Origin of the sequence: Halalkalibaculum sp. DA384, assembly GCF_043951955.1 — a bacterium.
Lineage (GTDB): Bacteria > Bacteroidota > Rhodothermia > Balneolales > Balneolaceae > JAMQKA01.
The window spans coordinates 107,252-124,027 of record NZ_JBINJE010000004.1 but is presented as its reverse complement, the minus strand read 5'-3'; the positions used below and the strand labels follow the sequence as shown (position 1 = coordinate 124,027).

Here is a 16,776-nt window from a genome sequence, read left to right as displayed (position 1 = left end):
CAATTTTTCAAGGCATGATAAATGTAAGACACTGCCTGCTTTTCTCAAATTTCATTTCCTAAATACGTAGATTTACACCACAATAACACCTATTTTTGAGCTCTCAAATAAATCTACAGTGAATTGGATACCAACACCGACGGGAAAACAAAAAAGAGGCTGATAGCCCTGCTGCTGCTCATCTCATGTATAACCAGCGGTGCAATGCTGTTTTATTCCGAAGAGGGATCGCCCACGCGGCTCCGAAATTTCGCACAGGCCGACTCCCTGATCGTCAGTACACTCCAAAAATTCAATATTAACCGTACCCAGTTCAGCACGGAAACACGGCCGGTTGATTCCGCCCTGGTCCGTAAAACCTATTACATCGATCTGCCCCCGGGATTTTCAAAAACCCTGCTCCACGCCGAGCTGAACCGTATTTTTCATCCCCTGGCGGTAGGGACTCCGGCCAGAGTCAACCTCCCTGAGGAACGCATGCTGATCCAGTTAACCTACAAGGGCACCGTTTTTCGATCTCTTTCGCTCAGAACGGATGACAAGCTGGTACTGGACCGCAACATCGCGAGCATTATCATCGCGTTCAGCGAGCAGCCGTCAGCGGAGATGGTTGAATCGGTTATCCGGTTTGGAGAGCCGATCCCGATAGCTCTGCAGGTTTCCAGTCCCGAAGAGGTACGCCGGCAAGTCCAGGAGATCAAGCCGGAGTACCCCCATGTCTGCTACTGGATTGAGCCAGAGATGGAGAAGGAGAACCCCGAAACTCCGACTCCACTGCCATCCCTGTCTCTGCTTGAGCACGTTCCCCCAAATACACCAATTCTCAACTTCCGGCAGGCTTCCGTGCTTTCTTCTCAGGATGCGGCCCCGATCACGGAAACCGCATCCCAAAAAAATATCACCTTCATCGACGTCAATGACGCCGTCATCTTGAACTCAAATCTCGGGGAATCGTTCTTCAAGGAAAAGCTCGAAACATTCTCAACACAAGCCCGTCAGCAAGCCCACCCGGTAGCCATTATCATGGCCGACGAGTCGGCCCTGCAGTGGCTGAGAGAAAAACTGCCCGGCTTTAAAAAGCAGGGACTCTTCCTGATTCAACCTCCCCAAATCAACTATTGATATGCTCGATCAATTCAACAGTGAAAAGTGGTTCAAAAAATTCAAGCTGAAAGCATTCCCTGAACCTGAATACATACAGTTGCGGCATCCCGTATTGCTTTGCCACGGCTATGGTGCATTTGCCTCTCTCGTCAAGCCCTCACCGCTGAACGATGTCGCCATGTTTATGCGCTCGCACGGCGTGCCGGCGTTTGCGCCCAATATTGTACCCTATGCCAAAATTGAGATCCGTTCAAAAGAGTGGAAAACGCTGATCCGGCAGCTTTCGGAGCGGTACGACATCTCCAAATTCAATATCGTTGCCCACAGCATGGGCGGACTCGACATACGCTATGCCCTTTCAAAGCTGGAGCTGGAGCGATATGTGGCCTCGCTCACCACGGTTGCAACTCCTCACCACGGCACCAGCCTTGCTGAGCTGGTATTGAAAGCGCCCGATTCCGTACAGGGCAAGCTTGGCGATTTCTTTGACTGGATGGGAGACCGCGTCTACCCCAAAACCAAAAGTGACGCCATCGGCTCGGTAAAACAGCTAACACGCAGCTACGTGCAGGAACGGTTCAACAACGAGATCCGAAACCTGGAGTCGATCCCCTATTTCTCTTTCAGTGCGGCCGTTGGAAAAGGCACAACCGCTCCCATAGAGACGGTGATCCGTTTTCAAAACAATCACATCTACGAAAATGAAGGAATCAATGACGGACTGGTTTCCGCCCGAAGCGCAATTTGGGGTGAACATATCAAAACCGCACCGATTTCACATTTGGAGCAGATGAGCCTCCGCACCGACAAAGATCGGATGCCGGTCGTCAAGTCGTTCTGGCTGGATGTGCTGAAAATGCTGCAGGAAAAAGGCTTTTAACCCGCAAACAAAAGACGACTCGGGGAATTAGCCCGGATTTATCACCAAGAAATTGGTTTTTCAGCAAGGCGAAGGGCAAATGGCTGCGCAGACGTACGTTGGTACGTTGAGCCGGTGATTTATTTGCCCTTCAACGCAGCTGAAAGGCCCATTTCGCAGCCTTTTACAGGCTGTAATGATAATTTGGCAGTAAAAAATGGTATAAGGTATGGTCATCCATAAAGTGACATGATCTTATCCGAAATACTCGTGAGAAATCCGGGTTAGGCATGACGTACTGATTGAAGAGTTGCTCCAATCCCGTACACCCGCTCTTTCCCGGCAACGGGCCGGCTGCCGACTGTGTACTGCTGCTAAAGCTCGAGGTCTTCCGTGTTTTTGAGCAGCGTATAGGCGGTCATGTCATATTGAATGGGCGTAAGAGAGGCATATCCCTTTTCTAGCACACTCAGGTCCATGTCATCCCCCTCATCCAGCAGCTGCATGCGGCCGGTCATCCAGTAGTAGTTCCTGTTGTTGGGATCGACCCGTCCCTCAAACTCCTCCACGTATCGACTGTTGGCCATGCGTGCCCATTTTATGCCTTTCAACGGACCGGAAGGGGCATTCAAATTCAGGGTCACTCCTTTGGGCAACCCTTCACTCAGTATCCACCCGATAACCCGGCGTGCGGCGTCTTTAGCTCCACTCAGGTCTGCATCCTCGTCATAATCCGTGCAGCTAACCGCCAGCGAGGGATATCCCAGGATCGTACCCTCCGTAGCCGCACTTACGGTGCCGGAATACAGGATGTTAATACCTGCATTGCTGCCGTGGTTGATACCGCTGACCACCAGGTCCGGCTTGCGCTGCAACAGCTGGTCATGTGCCAGCTTCACGGAATCGGCCGGGGTGCCGGATACGGCCTGTCCGTTGAAACGATGGTCGATCTGGAAAGCGCGACTTCGGAGCGGGGTGCTCACGGTAACCGCGTGCCCTACGGCGCTCTGCTGCCGGTCGGGAGCGATAATCTCTACATCGCCGAATTCATCAGCGACCTCTGCCAGCGCTCGAATACCCGGCGCAAAAATGCCGTCGTCATTGCAAACCAAAATGAGGGGCTTGTCACTACTCATAAGACAGATTCCTCGATTGAAAAATTATCATAAAACGCTTTTAAGAATTAACAACCTGTTTTAAGTCATCCGATTCTGGGTCCCTCCTCCTGCTCTCCTTCCTCATGGAGGAAAGCACTGAGCCTGTAAAGCAGGTCATTACCACTTTTGAGGTCGTATCCTCCTCTTCCCGAAGAGGAAATGCAGGGAGATTAATTCTATGGCTAAAAAGCCGATTCTACATTAATCATACTGTTCATCTTCGCTGGGGAAATCTCCCCGCTTAATGTCTTTGATAAACTGGCCTACCGAATCCGTTATTATGCTGTGGAGATCGGCATAGCGCCGCAGGAAACGGGGCTCGAACTCTTTGTTGAGTCCCAGCATGTCGTGCAACACCAACACCTGCCCGTCACAAGCAGCCCCTGCACCAATACCAATGGTGGGAATGGAAAGTTGTTCCGTCACTTTGGCAGCCAGATCAGCGGGAATTTTCTCGAGTACAATGGAAAAACAGCCTGCTTCTTCGAGCCGCCTCGCATCCTCCAGCAGCTCTTTGGCTTCCCGGTCCTCTTTGGCCCGCACTTTGTAGGTGCCAAACTTGTAGATACTCTGCGGGGTGAGCCCCAGGTGCCCCATTACGGGGATACCGGCATCCACAATTTTCTTCACCGTGTCGATAATCGGCTTGCCCCCTTCCAGCTTGACGCCGTGCACGCCCGCTTCCTTCATCATACGGCCGGCATTGATCAGTGCTTCCTTGGGCGTAACCTGGTAGCTCATAAACGGCAAATCCGCAATAATCAGCGACCGCCCGACGCCCCGCACCACGCAGGAGGCGTGGTAAATCATATGCTCAAGCGTCATCGGAACAGTGGTCTCGTGCCCTGCCATCACATTGCTGGCAGAATCACCCACCAGTATGACATCGACACCGGCCTGATCTACAATACGCGCCATCGTGTAATCGTAGGCGGTAAGCATGCTTATTTTCTGTCCCTCCCGTTTCATGTTGACCACCGTCTGGGTAGTCACTTTGGGAGGTCGACTCTGTTTCTGTTGCGTGCTCATGCTTCCTCTCTGGGTACAATCGCCGCTGAAGCTTCCAGTTCGCAAACTACATTTCCGTCTACTGTTGAAAGTCCGTCCATCGTTACAAAATTGCGGCGCTGATTTTTAAGAATTACCTCCATTCGAATCTGGTCGCCCGGCTCTACCGACTTCCGGAACTTGGCCTTGTTGATTCCGGTAAAGACCACCAGATTTTCCGCGGGATTCTCCACCTGGTTTTTCATCAGCATGATTCCTCCGCTCTGGGCCAGCGCCTCTACCTGCAATACGCCCGGCATGATGGGGGCACCCGGAAAGTGACCGTTAAAAAACTCCTCGTTGACAGTCACATTTTTAAGCGTAACAATACGTTTCTCTTCCAGCTCCAGCACGCGGTCAACCAACAGGAATGGATACCGGTGGGGAATATACTTTTTTAGCTCTTCGACTTTCATTTCAGCCATAAACAATCGTCATTTCTTGCAGTTTCAGCTCGGGGCGTAATATAGCAGATTTATTGAACGGTACCCACATATATATAGGCGATACCGCTTGTCAATTTTTTATATTCTCGCCTTGAAAAAGCGTTGGCCTGATCCATCAGGGTTAAAAACTTGTCGCCCGCAGGGAAGGCTGCGCTTGTTTTGGGAAGATAGGTATAGGCTTCGCGGTTGCCGCTGATCCACCCTCCTATGGCCGGCATGATATACTGGCTGTAGAGTTCATAGGGAAATTTCATGATCCCCTCTGGCTGGCCAAATTCAAGCACGACCACACTCCCCCCCGGACGAACCACCCGGGCCATCTCACCCAGCGCGGTCACAGGCTCGTCGACATTGCGAATTCCAAAGGCGATACTGCAAATGTCAAATTTGTCATCCTCATACGGCAGGTTCATTGCGTCGGCCACTTCAAAATCCACGACAAGATTCTGGGCTTCCGCTTTTGCGGGTGCGTGTTCAATCATCTCTTTGCAGAAGTCGGTACCGAGCACGTAGCCGTCGTCCCCCACTTTCTTTTTAAACTCCAGCGCCAGATCGCCGGTGCCGGTGGCACAATCCAGCACTTTGTCACCAAGCCCGGCACCGCTGAGCCGCACCGTCTCGGTCCTCCAGGCGTGGTGAACTCCAAACGAAAGGATGGAGTTGATGCGATCGTAATCATCGGCGATATCGGCAAACATATTCCGAACCTTTTCACTCATATTCTTCCAATTGTTAAATTTATCGCTTGATTCTCCCGGTAGCCGGACATTCTGTCCGGCTCGGCAACCGATGTCCGTCCGGGTTATATTTCAGCGTCATGCCCTGGTCAGTATCTTGTCAAACTCGATTCGAGCAACAATATCCCTTCGATCCCCCGGGGAACAGCCCTTTCAGTAATCATGGGTCAGCATGCAACGAATGTAGTGGTAACAGCACTAGGTATCCACCTTTGTTGACATATTTTTCTCCAGGTGATTTGTCTTGTCCAGGCAGACAATTTCAAATGATTCGCCGTTCCATCGCAGGTGGTTGAGCGAACCGTTGCTGTGTTTGATCTCGTGCATCCGCTCCAACCCGTATCCCAGCCAGCTGGAAAGCAAAATACGTATTAGCCGACCATGCAGTACCGTCAGAATATTTTTACCGGCGTGCTCTTCTATAATAGAATCCATCCGGCCGCGCACTCTCGAGAGCGCCTGGGACGGACTTTCTCCTCCCTCAATAGCCAGGTCAACTTCCCCGTTCCGCCAGCGTCTATGAACCGCTTCCAGATCGTCCTGGATCTCATCGGAGAATTTTCCCTCAAAAATACCAAAATTAATTTCGTCAAGCTCACGGTAGGAGACCAGCTCCACCTGAAAGCGATTGGCTGCTACTTGTGCCGTTTGGATAGAGCGTTTTAAGCTGCTGCTTACCGCCAGGTCTATGCCGAACTCTTCCAAGTAGCTCGCCGTGGCTTCGGCCTGCCGTCGCCCCGTTTTATTCAGGGATTTATCGATGCCCCGGCCCTGCATACGCCCCAGCCTGTTGTACTCGGTCTCACCGTGCCGGACAATAAACAAATTGGTTTCAGACATCAGCTCTGATTTAGTTGTTCTTTTTCCTGCTGCTTGCGAGGCTAACTATTTGCTCTTCCATTTCCCGGATATCATCCGGTACCAGGTTCTCCCTGATCGAAAACCGGAGAATAACCATTTTCATGACCCGGTCATTCAGTGTCAGCAACACTTCCTGCCGCATCTGGAATAATTTATCCCAGAGCTTTCTGAGGAGGCCGAGTTTAAGTACAAAGAAAAAGAGCAGTCCAATACTTGCTGCAAAATATTCGCCCATAATCCCCAAATAGCTCAGTACAACCAGGGAAGTCACCAGCTGGGTTCCGTCTTTGTAGAGATACTCCATCAGGGTGTTCAGAGAGATCATTACAAAAGAACTCTTGTTGAAATACCAGGCCGCGTGAAACGCCACCGCCAGCAGGGCCGCAACCAAAGGAGGAACAAACAGCAGCAGCCCCAGCAGCAGCAACATGGAAAGGCTGTCAGCACTTTTCACCCACGCCTGGGCTGCTCGCACCAGCTCCTCCAGCTCCACTTCTTCCAGCAAACCGGGGACAAACTCCTCGATATAATCGGTGGTGGTGTGGAACCAATCGCCATACCGGGTGACGATCCCCATCCGGGTTTCTGCAAACAGTCGATGAGGGACTTTTCGTTTGTGCTTCATGAGCATTCCAATACTTTTGAAGAGGACGGTCCTCCAACGGCTGGTGCCTGGTGCATCCTCGCATTAAACATTGAGCGTTAATTTATTTAACATCGATCAAATCTGTAAATCATTCAGCGTATTACCCAATACCTCTAAAAAGGTTGATTTAGACAAAAATCCATTTTGCAACGCCTTCTTAAAAGTAACATTCCGATCAGAGAGCACACAATGTTCTTTTAAGATCGAAATTTACAGAACTGCATTCCAGCCAAACCGGGTATACGCGTGATTGCAGGTTTTTCCCGGTTATTTGAAAAAGCTCACCTTGAGGTTGGTAATAAACCAAGAACTGTGAATAAATGCGAAATCTTATCCCAGGCAGGATCCAGTTTCAAGCTGATGCCACTGGGTAGTATCGTCAAGCCTGCGCTACAGTCAATATGATGACGCCATCTGCACCGGCTTCCAGCAGTTTTCCCGCGAGTTCAAAAGAAGTTGCGCCTGTCGTAAAGACATCGTCCACCACGATGGACAATTTATCCGCTATCTCCTCCCCGTTTTTTACTCGAAACGCATCTTTCATGTTTGCATTTCGCTCTTCCAGGTCAAATCCCGTTTGGCTCCTGGTGTTTTTCTGCCGTACCACATCACTGATTCCGCAGATCGGGATGTCCAGCTTTTTTTGCAAACCCTGCGCAATCGTAAAAGCCTGGTTAAAGCCCCGTTGCATAAATTTGATATAGTGCAGCGGTACCGGTACCAGTAAACTGTTTGACGAATATTCTTCCATCATTGCAGCGATACCGGGATGCTGCAGCGTGCGCCAGCCCAGCCGCTCCCCCAGCTGTACCCCGATCTGTTTCAGGTGGTTGTATTTCAACTGGTGCATGAGGTCCTGAAGCGCCCCGCCCTTGTCAAATTGCCAGAGCGCATGCTGAGCCCATACTCCATCGGGAAGCAGCTCGGCCGCCGAGGTGTCTGTATTTTCCGGATTTGCATCCTCAAAACGCTCCATCAGGCAGAAAGTGCAGATCTGCCGCTGCTGTTCCGTTACTTCCATCCCGCAGCAGACACAAACGTTGGGAAAGACGATGCCCGCGAGCCCTGTCTTGATAAAATTTGATATCCCCATAACCGTTTAATACGTGAGTTTTTGCACGTTCTTTTATTGAATAGACCTGCTCAATCCGGGATCCTTACGCAGTTTTGGAGAAATCGGTAAAAAATTTTTGGCATCAGCCATATTTGATTAGATTTACTTGAATATTCTGGAGTTCCTTTTACAAATTTGACTGACTACGTCTCTCTGTTATTTTCAAGTTCTCTTTTATCTATTTAATCACAAATAATACTCATGGCTTCACTTGGTAAAGACCTTGCTACCATCCGAGAGCATCAGAAAAAAACGCTGGAGGATATACATGATGAAACGAAAATTCCGGTGCATATCCTCCAGGCAATAGAAGATGGAACCATTTTTACCGATTTTGAAGAGAACAAGACCTATATTCGCAGCTATATCCGGAGTTATGGCAAGGCCCTGAAAATTGAAGAGGAGCAGGTCATTGAAGCCCTGGATCATTATGAGCTGGGAACCTACGACGGCCACCTGATGGAACAGAATGAAGTTGAGTCGTTCTCCTTTCCTCCCGGGGATCTAACCGCTGAAACAGAAAAACCGGAAGAGTCGTCTGATGCGGAACAGCCTGACGCGGAGCGGCCTCCAGAGATCTCCGCCCGCTCTGCAGATCGGTCCGCCCGGCGCCAGTCCGCGACCGCTCCCCCTTCTGTCAGTTCCGTCGACTGGGCTGACCTGGGGCGCAAATTCAGGCCCCTTGAAAACAGGTCCCGCATATGGATCGGCATTGCCGTGGTTTTGCTTGTAATATCGGGAGTTATCGGATACTGGTTTTACCAGAACAGCAGTTTGGAAGGGCTGGAAAACAGCGATCAAAATACGCCGCAAAACGTCTCGCAACCGGCTATCGTGCCTGATTCCCTGCAACTGAATCTTTCCGATTCCGGCGATACGACTGCCGTTGAGATGCAACAAACCCAGCCAGAAACCACCCAGGCCCTGTCCGACACGCTAACCCTGCTGGTGTACGCGGCCTACGACCGGCTGGACCCTGTCCGGGTATACACGGATGTTATGGCCGAATTTAATCCCTACTGGATTGAAGAAGGCCAGGCGTTCCGATTTGAATTTACTGATGTTGTTCGGATACGCGGACCCTACAGCCGCATGGAGCTGCTGATGAACGGTCATCCGATCGAAAATTTCACAGAGCGGTTTTTAACGACTGTCAGCCCCGATTCGCAATATGTCGAGCTCTCCCGCTCTCTGTTTGAAGGCGATACCATGTGGCTTCAGCCCGCGCCCGATTCCACGGAACTAAACTTTCCTCCCCCCTCCACTGTTTTAGACCGACCAAGCTTTCCAACTGATAACTGACCCTACTGCAATACCATGAACCGAGAGCAAGCGGAACAACGGGTTCAGGAGTTGCGCGACCTTCTGGACCGCGCCAATAAGGCCTATTACCAGGAGGCACAGCCGTTTATTTCTGATCGCCAATTTGATGATTACCTGAAAGAACTGGAACAGCTGGAACAGCAGTTTGACCTACAGGCTCCCGATTCTCCAACCATGCGTGTCGGCGGCGAACCCTCCAGTGACTTTCCCACTGTAGAGCATCCGGTTCCCCTGCTAAGCCTGGACAACACCTACAATGAAGCTGAGCTCAACGACTTTGACCGGCGGGTGCGGGAAATCCTCGGACATTCCGATTTTACCTATATGGTGGAGCTAAAGTTTGACGGGGCGGCGATCCGACTGCGGTACGAAAATGGGACTCTTGTATTGGGAGCAACCCGGGGCGACGGGGAACGGGGTGATGATATCACCCGGAATATCAAAACCATTCGCGACCTGCCGCTGACATTGAGCAACGATTACCCGGAAGTGGTGGAAGTGCGGGGAGAAGCCTACATGGAACGAGAGGCGTTTATCCGGCTGAATGAACACCGCGACGAGCAGGGACTCAATGAGTTTGCCAATCCCCGCAACTCCACGGCGGGCTCCCTGAAAATGCAGGATCCGCGTGAGGTATCCCGGCGGCCCATCCGGCTCTTCTGCTTCGATCTGCTGCTCGACGGAGAGGATGAAACGATTACCCAGTTTCACAAAATGGAGCTCCTCAAAAAGTATGGACTTCGCGTCTGCGAGCACTACACCGTCTGCCAGGGTATTGAGGAGGTCCACCGCCAGATTGAGGAGTGGAAAGAGCTGCGCCACGAACTTCCGTTTGAAACTGACGGCGTGGTCATCAAGGTCAATGAGGCGCGATTCCGCGATCAGCTCGGCACCACCTCCAAGGCGCCCCGCTGGGCCATCGCCTACAAGTTCGAAGCAAAGCAGGCGACCACCACTATCCAGGGCATCACCCTGCAGGTGGGACGGTTGGGCAAAATCACGCCTGTTGCAGAATTGAAACCGGTACAGCTGGCAGGAACCACGGTTAAACGGGCCTCCCTGCACAACGAGGACGAGATCCACCGAAAGGATATCCGGGTGGGTGACCAGGTGGTGGTGGAAAAAGCCGGTGAGATCATTCCCCAGGTGGTAAGTGTAGTAAACCCCGGTCGCGACAATCGCGGCGCAAAATTCAGGATGCCGGATAACTGTCCCGCCTGCGGAGAAGAACTCGTGAAATTTGGGGATGAAGTAGCCTGGCGCTGTATCAATCCGCAATGTCCCCCGCAGGTGCGCAGCCGGATTGAACACTTTGCCTCCCGCGATGCCATGGACATTGAAGGCCTGGGAGAAGCGGTCGTGGATCAGCTGGTGAGCAACAACCTTATCCGGACGTACGCCGACCTGTATGACCTTACTGCAGATCAGCTGCTTCCGCTGGAACGGATGGCCGAAAAGAGTGCGCAAAACCTCCTGGGTGCGATCGAGCAGAGCAAGCAGCAACCGCTCGACCGGGTCATCTACGCCCTTGGCATTCGGTTCGTCGGGGCTACCGTCGCCCGGGACCTGGCCCGGGGCCTGCGCTCCATGGATGCATTGATGAATGCCCGTCAGGAAGACATGACGGCCATTGATGCCATCGGGCCGAAAATAGCGGCCTCTGTTTCCGCTTTCTTCCGTAACGAAAAAAACCGGGAAACCGTGGAAAAACTCCGTTCTCACGGACTCCGTTTCCAGATGGAGGAAGAGGAACAGGCCTCCGGTAAACTGGAAGGCAAAAAATTTGTACTCACCGGATCCCTTCCCACGTTAACACGTAAAGAAGCAACCGAGTTGATTGAAAGTCACGGTGGCAAGACGACCTCATCCGTAAGCTCAAACACCGATTACCTGCTGGCCGGCGAATCGCCCGGCAGCAAGTATGACAAGGCACAGGAGCTGGAAATTCCCGTAATCAGCGAAGAGGACCTGCGCAATATGATCGGGGAATAGGCGTTTGTCTCCTGCTCATTAAATTTTTTCTATATAACCTGAATGATTACTTTAACAGAGTTGCAGCTTTATGTATTGTTACAATTTGCAATGTAATTGCTCATAAAACCTTCTTTCATGGGGTTATTAGACAAATTGGGACTCGGCCAGAAGTCCAATACAGGTGCACCTGTCATTGGAGAAAAGAAAAAAAGGAAGGAAGAGGCCGCCTCTCTCAAAAGAAATAAATATGTACGTGCACTCATACTGGTCGGTTTTCTGGGAGTACTGATCAGCTCCGTACCCCACACATCGTTCAAGGAGCCGATCAACTACACGGTGGGCGAACCCTGGCGCGCAGAGGATTTAACAGCCCCCTTTACCTTCCCGCTTCAAAAAACCCAGCAGGAGATCGACCAGGAACGGCAAAACATAAGGCAGAGCACCCCCCCGATTTTCCATATAGATCACAAGGCGAAAATTAACATTCAGAGCCGGCTGGATTCTCTTTTTAAAGATATGCAGCCGGTTCTGCAGTCATACCTGCAGTGGCAGCAGTCCAAAACTCAAGACAACGGCACCACCTCCAATGACAGCCTCCGGTTTGTCCGGGAGATGAATCTGGCGGAGGTCAACCTCTCCGAATCGTCTTGGCGGGCCCTGCTTGAAAACTATGCCAAGGTCAACGGGGTGGGCACACAGCAGAACGGCAGCGCACAGTTTGTGGGAGATGACCTCAAGCAGCAGCTCGAAGACCTGATCAACGAAGTGCTGCGCGACGGAATCATAAACGCTGAAAAAGACACCCTCTCGCTCGATGAAATTACGGTTCGCGACCTGAGGGAACGCACCGAACGTACCTACAGCGTGGCAAACGTCCGCGACATGGACGAGGTAAAAGAGTTTGCCCGCTTCCGGCTCTCCCGCTCCTATTTCGAGGAGATCGCCTCTGCCGGGTCGCAGCTGTTCAACCAGGTGATTCAACCCAACTATATTTTTAATAGGAATGACACTGAATCCCGGGTTGACGAGGCCCTGGCCAATATCTCCACCACCAAGGGGGCCGTCTCCCAGGGGCAGGTGATCATCCGCAAGGGTGACCTGGTTAACAGGGAGAAAGCCAACTGGCTGGAAAGCCTGGCCGAGGCCCGGGCCCAAAATGCGAGTGATACTGAACGATGGCTGCGCTACTTCGGGGATGTGCTGGCGATTATGGCCATCATCACCGTATTTATCTTTTACCTGTACCTGTATCGGCGCTCCATTTTTAATGACAACTCCATGCTCCTGCTGGTGGTAATCGCCATGAGCATTATCTGTATTGCCAGTTCCATCTCCTACGGACTCAATGATATATCCCCCTACATCGTACCTGTGGCCGTGGCCCCGATCATTCTCACCATCATTTTCGACTCGCGGGTGGGTTTGCTGTCCACAATCAGCCTGGCCCTGTTGACCGGCCTCATCATCGGGAATAATTTCGAATATGTCGCAGCCACCACGGTGGCCTGCAGCCTGGGCCTGTTTTCGGTGCGCGACATCAAAAAACGGTCCCAGTTCTTCTTTATAACGCCGGGTATCGTCTTCGTTTCGTACGCGGTCATTCTTATCGGGTTTAATATGACCGCCTTTGAGGGGTGGAATGAACTTGCCACGGACCTCCTGTTTGTTATTATTAATTCTGTCTTTATCCTGTTTACCTACCCGTTGATTCTCTTTTTTGAAAAAGTGTTTAACGTCACAACCGACTTTACCCTGCTGGAGCTCAGCGATACCAACCTGCCGCTGCTCAAAGACCTGATGACGAAGGCCCCGGGCACGTTTCATCACAGCCTGCAGGTAGCCAACCTTTCGGAAGCCGCCGCCGGATCTATCGGGGCCAATGGTCTTTTATGCCGCGTCGGGGCTCTCTACCACGATATCGGGAAGATGGAAAATCCCGGTTATTTTGTGGAAAACCAGTCCGGACCCAACGAGCATGACAAGCTCAAACCGCGCATGAGTGCCCTGGTAATCAAGGCACACGTAAGCAACGGGGTAAAAGTGGCCCGCAATCACGGGCTCCCGGAGATCATTGTTGACTTTATAAAAACCCACCACGGCACCTCGCTGATTAAGTTTTTCTTTGAGAAAGCCAAAGAAAATACCGATGAAGAGAAGGATGAAATCCAGGAAAAAGATTTCCGCTATGACGGTCCCCTGCCCCGCACCAAGGAAACCGGGATCCTGCTGCTGGCCGACGGGGTCGAAGCCGCTTCCAGGGCCATGAAGGATCCAAGCTACCAGAAGTTGGAAAACCTGGTCAACAAGATGGTGGACGACCGGGTTAATGAAGGGCAGCTCAGCAATTGTCCGCTTACGTTCCAGGATCTCCGCTCTATTAAGGAAACCTTCCTGAATATCCTGATGGGTATCTATCACAGCCGCGTTGAGTATCCGGAAGACAAGAAAGATAAGGGAAAAAAACAGGTCGAAAAGATAGCTGCAGACACCACAATCACCGACGACAAATCGACCGACGTTACACTTCCCGAATCCGAAACCCCGCCACCACCCAAGGTGGATGACTATATTAACACGTAGGAGTCCCGCAGTCAGTATTTTCAGGGAGGAAATTGAAATACCGGGATTTGGATGAAATCCGGGTTAAAACCTCTTTATAAATCTTTTTTTGATTATCCCTCATGCAGTTTGACAACGAACTTCGTCGTTATCTCCAGTTTATCCGGGTTGAAAAAGGACTTTCCGAGCACTCGGTTGAGGCCTATAAAAATGACCTCAACCGGTATCTGAAATTTTTGGCGCAGGACCTTCGCATCAAGGATCTTGCCGGGGTGACGCTCCAACATATTGAGGATTATCTGGAGGAACTTTCGGCAATGGACCTCTCCACCAGCTCAATCGTTCGGAACGTCTCGAGTATCCGCAACTTCCACGAGTTTGCCGTAGTCGAAAATATGACCAAGACTAATCCCGCAGAGCTGGTAGATCTGCCGAAAAAAGCGCAAAAGCTTCCAGAGGTCCTTACCCCGGATGAGATTGTGCAAATCCTGGAAGTTCCGGATCGAACCACTGACCAGGGCATCCGCAATGCGGCCATCATGGAGTGCTTGTACGCTACCGGCATGCGGGTAAGCGAATTGACAGGCCTGGAGCTTGACAGTCTCTTTTTTGAAATCGGCTTTATTCGCGTAATCGGGAAGGGCAATAAGGAACGGTTGGTACCGGTGGGAGAAAAGGCACAAGAAGCCCTGGAGCACTATATCGAATATATCCGGCCGAACTACCTGAGCGAGGAGAATCCTCAGAAATCCAATAACCGGGTGTTCCTGAATAACCGCGGGGGACCGCTGTCACGCATGAGTATATGGAATATTGTGAATAACGCAGCCGAACGGGCGGGCATCAAAAAAAATGTGTATCCCCATATTTTCAGGCACTCATTTGCCACCCACCTGCTGGAGGGCGGAGCCGACCTGCGCGCCGTTCAGGAGATGCTGGGACACACCTCCATCAACACAACAGAAATTTATACCCACGTAGACCGAAGCCTGCTGCACCAGGTACACAAAGAATTCCACCCGCGGGCGTAGCTTCCCGTGGAGTTCCTTTCAATATACCTGAGGGTTACCCCTTCATTCATCTGCCTTCAAGTCCGGGATATGGCTGAAAATCTGCGGCATCATTTCTCCCGGTTTCCTCATTCCCGCGCAAACCAGAGCATATTTTTTTATATTCCCGTTTAAACCAACACTCGCAATCACACCTGTTTTTGATGAGGTACCCGCTCCAACTTCTGCTCTCATTTTTCCTGCTCTCCCTCCTCTTTGTTAAACCAACCCATGCCCAGATCGGATGGACCAAATCTTATGAACAGGGCACGGTCGTAGCGGCGGAACAAAAAGCCGCCGATATTGGACGCCAGATCCTGGAAGAGGGAGGTAATGCGGTTGACGCTGCCGTGGCCGTTCAATTTGCCCTTGCCGTAACGCTGCCACGCGCCGGCAATATCGGGGGCGGGGGATTTATGGTACTTCACCTGGCCGGTGGCACAACCCGTGCGCTGGACTTCAGGGAAGTCGCTCCCGACCGGGCGAGCCGTGACATGTTTATCCGTAACGGGGAATACCAGCCCGACTTGAGCCGGCGCTCGATCCTGGCCTCGGGCGTTCCCGGCGTGGTAGACGGCATGATCAAAGCGACCAAACGGTATGGCCGCCTCCCCCTTGAGGCAGTCATACGCCCGGCCATTACGCTGGCCAGGGAAGGATATGCCCTTTCCTGGACCCAGGCCCAGACGCTCAATAACCACGCATCCTCTTTTAAGCAGTACCAAGGCTCCCGCAGGTATTTCACCAAGCAAAGCGGGAGACCATTTGCCGAGGGCGACCGGTTTGTCCAAAAAGACCTCGCGCAAACACTGGATCGTATTGCCCGTTTTGGGCGGGAGGGTTTCTATTCGGGGCGCACCGCGGATATGATTGTCCGCGAAATGAACCGGCACGGCGGATTAATTACACACCGGGATCTCAAAAATTACCAGAGCACCTGGAGGGATCCGGTTGAAACACATTTCCGGGGCTACGATCTGCATATCATGCCGCCGCCCAGCAGCGGCAGCATCGCCATCGCACAGATCCTGAACATGGTTGACAATTATCCTTTGCGCGAGCTGGGCTTCAATTCAACTGACTATATTCACCTGCTTACCGAAGCGATGCGTCGTGCTTTTGCCGACCGCGCCCATTTCCTGGGTGATCCCGATTTTGTGGATATCCCCGTCAGCCAGCTGATAAGTCGATCCTACAGCGATCGACGAATGCAAAGTTTTGATCCCATGCAGGCCACCGAAAGCGACAACATCGATCACGGTTCGATCCCGGGGTTCCGATCATCCGAAACTACGCACTACTCCATTGTGGATGACGAAGGCAACGCCGTGGCGGTAACCACCACGCTCAACGGTTCGTTTGGGAGCAAAATCAGTGTTGACGGGGCCGGATTCCTCCTCAATAATGAAATGGATGACTTTACTGCCGAACCCGGCGAGCCAAATATGTTCGGCCTGGTACAGGGCAAAGCCAACGCAATAGAACCGGGCAAACGGATGCTCAGCAGCATGTCTCCCTCCATCGTCACCCAAAAAGGAGAGATCCGCATGGTGCTGGGGGCCGCGGGTGGGCCCAGAATTATCACGGCCATCCTCCAAAACTTTCTAAATATCGCCGTATTCGGAATGAATGCACAGCAGGCTTTGAGTGCACCCCGGTTTCACCACCAGTGGCTGCCAGACCAACTTTTTTATGAACCTTACGGGCTCACGCGGGATACGCGGGAGGAGCTGGTCAAAAAGGGGCATCGCCTGACTACACGAGATACGATCGGGCGCTCGCACATTATTTATGTTGATGAGACAGGAATACGGCATGGGGCCGCTGATCCCAGGGGAGACGGCTATGTGAGTGGGTATTGATGGTTGTGGGTCGTGGGTCGTGAGTTTTGGGTTGTGGG

General features: G+C 51.9%; 14 protein-coding genes. 7 read left to right on the top strand and 7 right to left on the bottom strand.

Annotated features, from left to right (window positions below; all coding sequences use genetic code 11):
- The first annotated feature begins 123 nt into the window (after positions 1 to 123).
- Positions 124 to 1,122 (top strand): hypothetical protein, encoded by a 999-nt coding sequence (locus ACG2E4_RS04035; protein ID WP_395260820.1) that lies wholly within the window; start codon positions 124 to 126, stop codon positions 1,120 to 1,122.
- Between the two features lies 1 nt (position 1,123).
- Positions 1,124 to 1,984, top strand: a complete 861-nt coding sequence (locus tag ACG2E4_RS04030) for a lipase family alpha/beta hydrolase (RefSeq protein ID WP_395260822.1) — start codon at positions 1,124 to 1,126, stop codon at positions 1,982 to 1,984.
- A 353-nt stretch (positions 1,985 to 2,337) separates the two neighbouring features.
- On the opposite strand, the gene surE is transcribed toward ACG2E4_RS04030, so the two are convergent.
- The 7 genes from surE to ACG2E4_RS03995 form a co-directional block, all read right to left on the bottom strand.
- Positions 2,338 to 3,099: a 5'/3'-nucleotidase SurE gene (gene surE / locus ACG2E4_RS04025; RefSeq protein ID WP_395260824.1), complete on the bottom strand. Its 762-nt coding sequence runs from the start codon at positions 3,097 to 3,099 to the stop codon at positions 2,338 to 2,340.
- A gap of 222 nt (positions 3,100 to 3,321) precedes the next feature.
- A complete protein-coding gene (gene panB / locus ACG2E4_RS04020; RefSeq protein ID WP_395260825.1) occupies positions 3,322 to 4,149 on the bottom strand; it encodes a 3-methyl-2-oxobutanoate hydroxymethyltransferase in 828 nt (275 codons plus the stop codon).
- Complete coding sequence (gene fabZ, locus ACG2E4_RS04015; RefSeq protein ID WP_395260827.1) at positions 4,146 to 4,592, bottom strand: 3-hydroxyacyl-ACP dehydratase FabZ; 447 nt, start codon at positions 4,590 to 4,592, stop codon at positions 4,146 to 4,148. Before fabZ ends, panB begins: the two co-directional genes overlap by 4 nt.
- Positions 4,593 to 4,642: 50 nt before the next feature.
- Positions 4,643 to 5,332, bottom strand: coding sequence for a bifunctional demethylmenaquinone methyltransferase/2-methoxy-6-polyprenyl-1,4-benzoquinol methylase UbiE (ubiE, locus tag ACG2E4_RS04010; RefSeq protein ID WP_395260828.1), 690 nt, complete (start codon positions 5,330 to 5,332; stop codon positions 4,643 to 4,645).
- 216 nt (positions 5,333 to 5,548) lie between these two features.
- Positions 5,549 to 6,190: a histidine phosphatase family protein gene (locus ACG2E4_RS04005; RefSeq protein WP_395260830.1), complete on the bottom strand. Its 642-nt coding sequence runs from the start codon at positions 6,188 to 6,190 to the stop codon at positions 5,549 to 5,551.
- 10 nt (positions 6,191 to 6,200) lie between these two features.
- Positions 6,201 to 6,836, bottom strand: coding sequence for a hypothetical protein (locus ACG2E4_RS04000; protein WP_395260831.1), 636 nt, complete (start codon positions 6,834 to 6,836; stop codon positions 6,201 to 6,203).
- A gap of 400 nt (positions 6,837 to 7,236) precedes the next feature.
- Complete coding sequence (locus ACG2E4_RS03995) at positions 7,237 to 7,950, bottom strand: ComF family protein (protein WP_395260832.1); 714 nt, start codon at positions 7,948 to 7,950, stop codon at positions 7,237 to 7,239.
- A 222-nt stretch (positions 7,951 to 8,172) separates the two neighbouring features.
- Here ACG2E4_RS03995 and ACG2E4_RS03990 point away from each other — a divergent pair, with 222 nt between their 5' ends.
- The 5 genes from ACG2E4_RS03990 to ggt all read left to right on the top strand — a co-directional run bounded on the left by ACG2E4_RS03990 (position 8,173) and on the right by ggt (position 16,738).
- On the top strand, positions 8,173 to 9,273 hold the full coding sequence (locus tag ACG2E4_RS03990; RefSeq protein ID WP_395260834.1) for a helix-turn-helix domain-containing protein: 1,101 nt from the start codon (positions 8,173 to 8,175) through the stop codon (positions 9,271 to 9,273).
- Positions 9,274 to 9,288: 15 nt separating this feature from the next.
- Positions 9,289 to 11,286, top strand: coding sequence for an NAD-dependent DNA ligase LigA (gene ligA / locus ACG2E4_RS03985; RefSeq protein WP_395260836.1), 1,998 nt, complete (start codon positions 9,289 to 9,291; stop codon positions 11,284 to 11,286).
- A 117-nt stretch (positions 11,287 to 11,403) separates the two neighbouring features.
- A complete protein-coding gene (locus tag ACG2E4_RS03980; protein ID WP_395260838.1) occupies positions 11,404 to 13,848 on the top strand; it encodes an HD family phosphohydrolase in 2,445 nt (814 codons plus the stop codon).
- A 101-nt stretch (positions 13,849 to 13,949) separates the two neighbouring features.
- A complete protein-coding gene (gene xerD / locus ACG2E4_RS03975) occupies positions 13,950 to 14,858 on the top strand; it encodes a site-specific tyrosine recombinase XerD (protein WP_395275764.1) in 909 nt (302 codons plus the stop codon).
- 182 nt (positions 14,859 to 15,040) lie between these two features.
- Positions 15,041 to 16,738 (top strand): gamma-glutamyltransferase, encoded by a 1,698-nt coding sequence (ggt, locus tag ACG2E4_RS03970; RefSeq protein WP_395275763.1) that lies wholly within the window; start codon positions 15,041 to 15,043, stop codon positions 16,736 to 16,738.
- Positions 16,739 to 16,776: the final 38 nt, after the last annotated feature.

What these genes read in the sequence shown, in the direction of transcription:
- ACG2E4_RS04030 (WP_395260822.1), top strand. Translation starts at nt 1,124, where the DNA reads ATGCTCGATCAATTCAACAGTGAAAAGTGGTTCAAAAAATTCAAGCTG.
- surE (WP_395260824.1), bottom strand. Translation starts at nt 3,099, where the DNA reads ATGAGTAGTGACAAGCCCCTCATTTTGGTTTGCAATGACGACGGCATT.
- panB (WP_395260825.1), bottom strand. Translation starts at nt 4,149, where the DNA reads ATGAGCACGCAACAGAAACAGAGTCGACCTCCCAAAGTGACTACCCAG.
- fabZ (WP_395260827.1), bottom strand. Translation starts at nt 4,592, where the DNA reads ATGGCTGAAATGAAAGTCGAAGAGCTAAAAAAGTATATTCCCCACCGG.
- ubiE (WP_395260828.1), bottom strand. Translation starts at nt 5,332, where the DNA reads ATGAGTGAAAAGGTTCGGAATATGTTTGCCGATATCGCCGATGATTAC.
- ACG2E4_RS04005 (WP_395260830.1), bottom strand. Translation starts at nt 6,190, where the DNA reads ATGTCTGAAACCAATTTGTTTATTGTCCGGCACGGTGAGACCGAGTAC.
- ACG2E4_RS04000 (WP_395260831.1), bottom strand. Translation starts at nt 6,836, where the DNA reads ATGAAGCACAAACGAAAAGTCCCTCATCGACTGTTTGCAGAAACCCGG.
- ACG2E4_RS03995 (WP_395260832.1), bottom strand. Translation starts at nt 7,950, where the DNA reads ATGGGGATATCAAATTTTATCAAGACAGGGCTCGCGGGCATCGTCTTT.
- ACG2E4_RS03990 (WP_395260834.1), top strand. Translation starts at nt 8,173, where the DNA reads ATGGCTTCACTTGGTAAAGACCTTGCTACCATCCGAGAGCATCAGAAA.
- ligA (WP_395260836.1), top strand. Translation starts at nt 9,289, where the DNA reads ATGAACCGAGAGCAAGCGGAACAACGGGTTCAGGAGTTGCGCGACCTT.
- ACG2E4_RS03980 (WP_395260838.1), top strand. Translation starts at nt 11,404, where the DNA reads ATGGGGTTATTAGACAAATTGGGACTCGGCCAGAAGTCCAATACAGGT.
- xerD (WP_395275764.1), top strand. Translation starts at nt 13,950, where the DNA reads ATGCAGTTTGACAACGAACTTCGTCGTTATCTCCAGTTTATCCGGGTT.
- ggt (WP_395275763.1), top strand. Translation starts at nt 15,041, where the DNA reads ATGAGGTACCCGCTCCAACTTCTGCTCTCATTTTTCCTGCTCTCCCTC.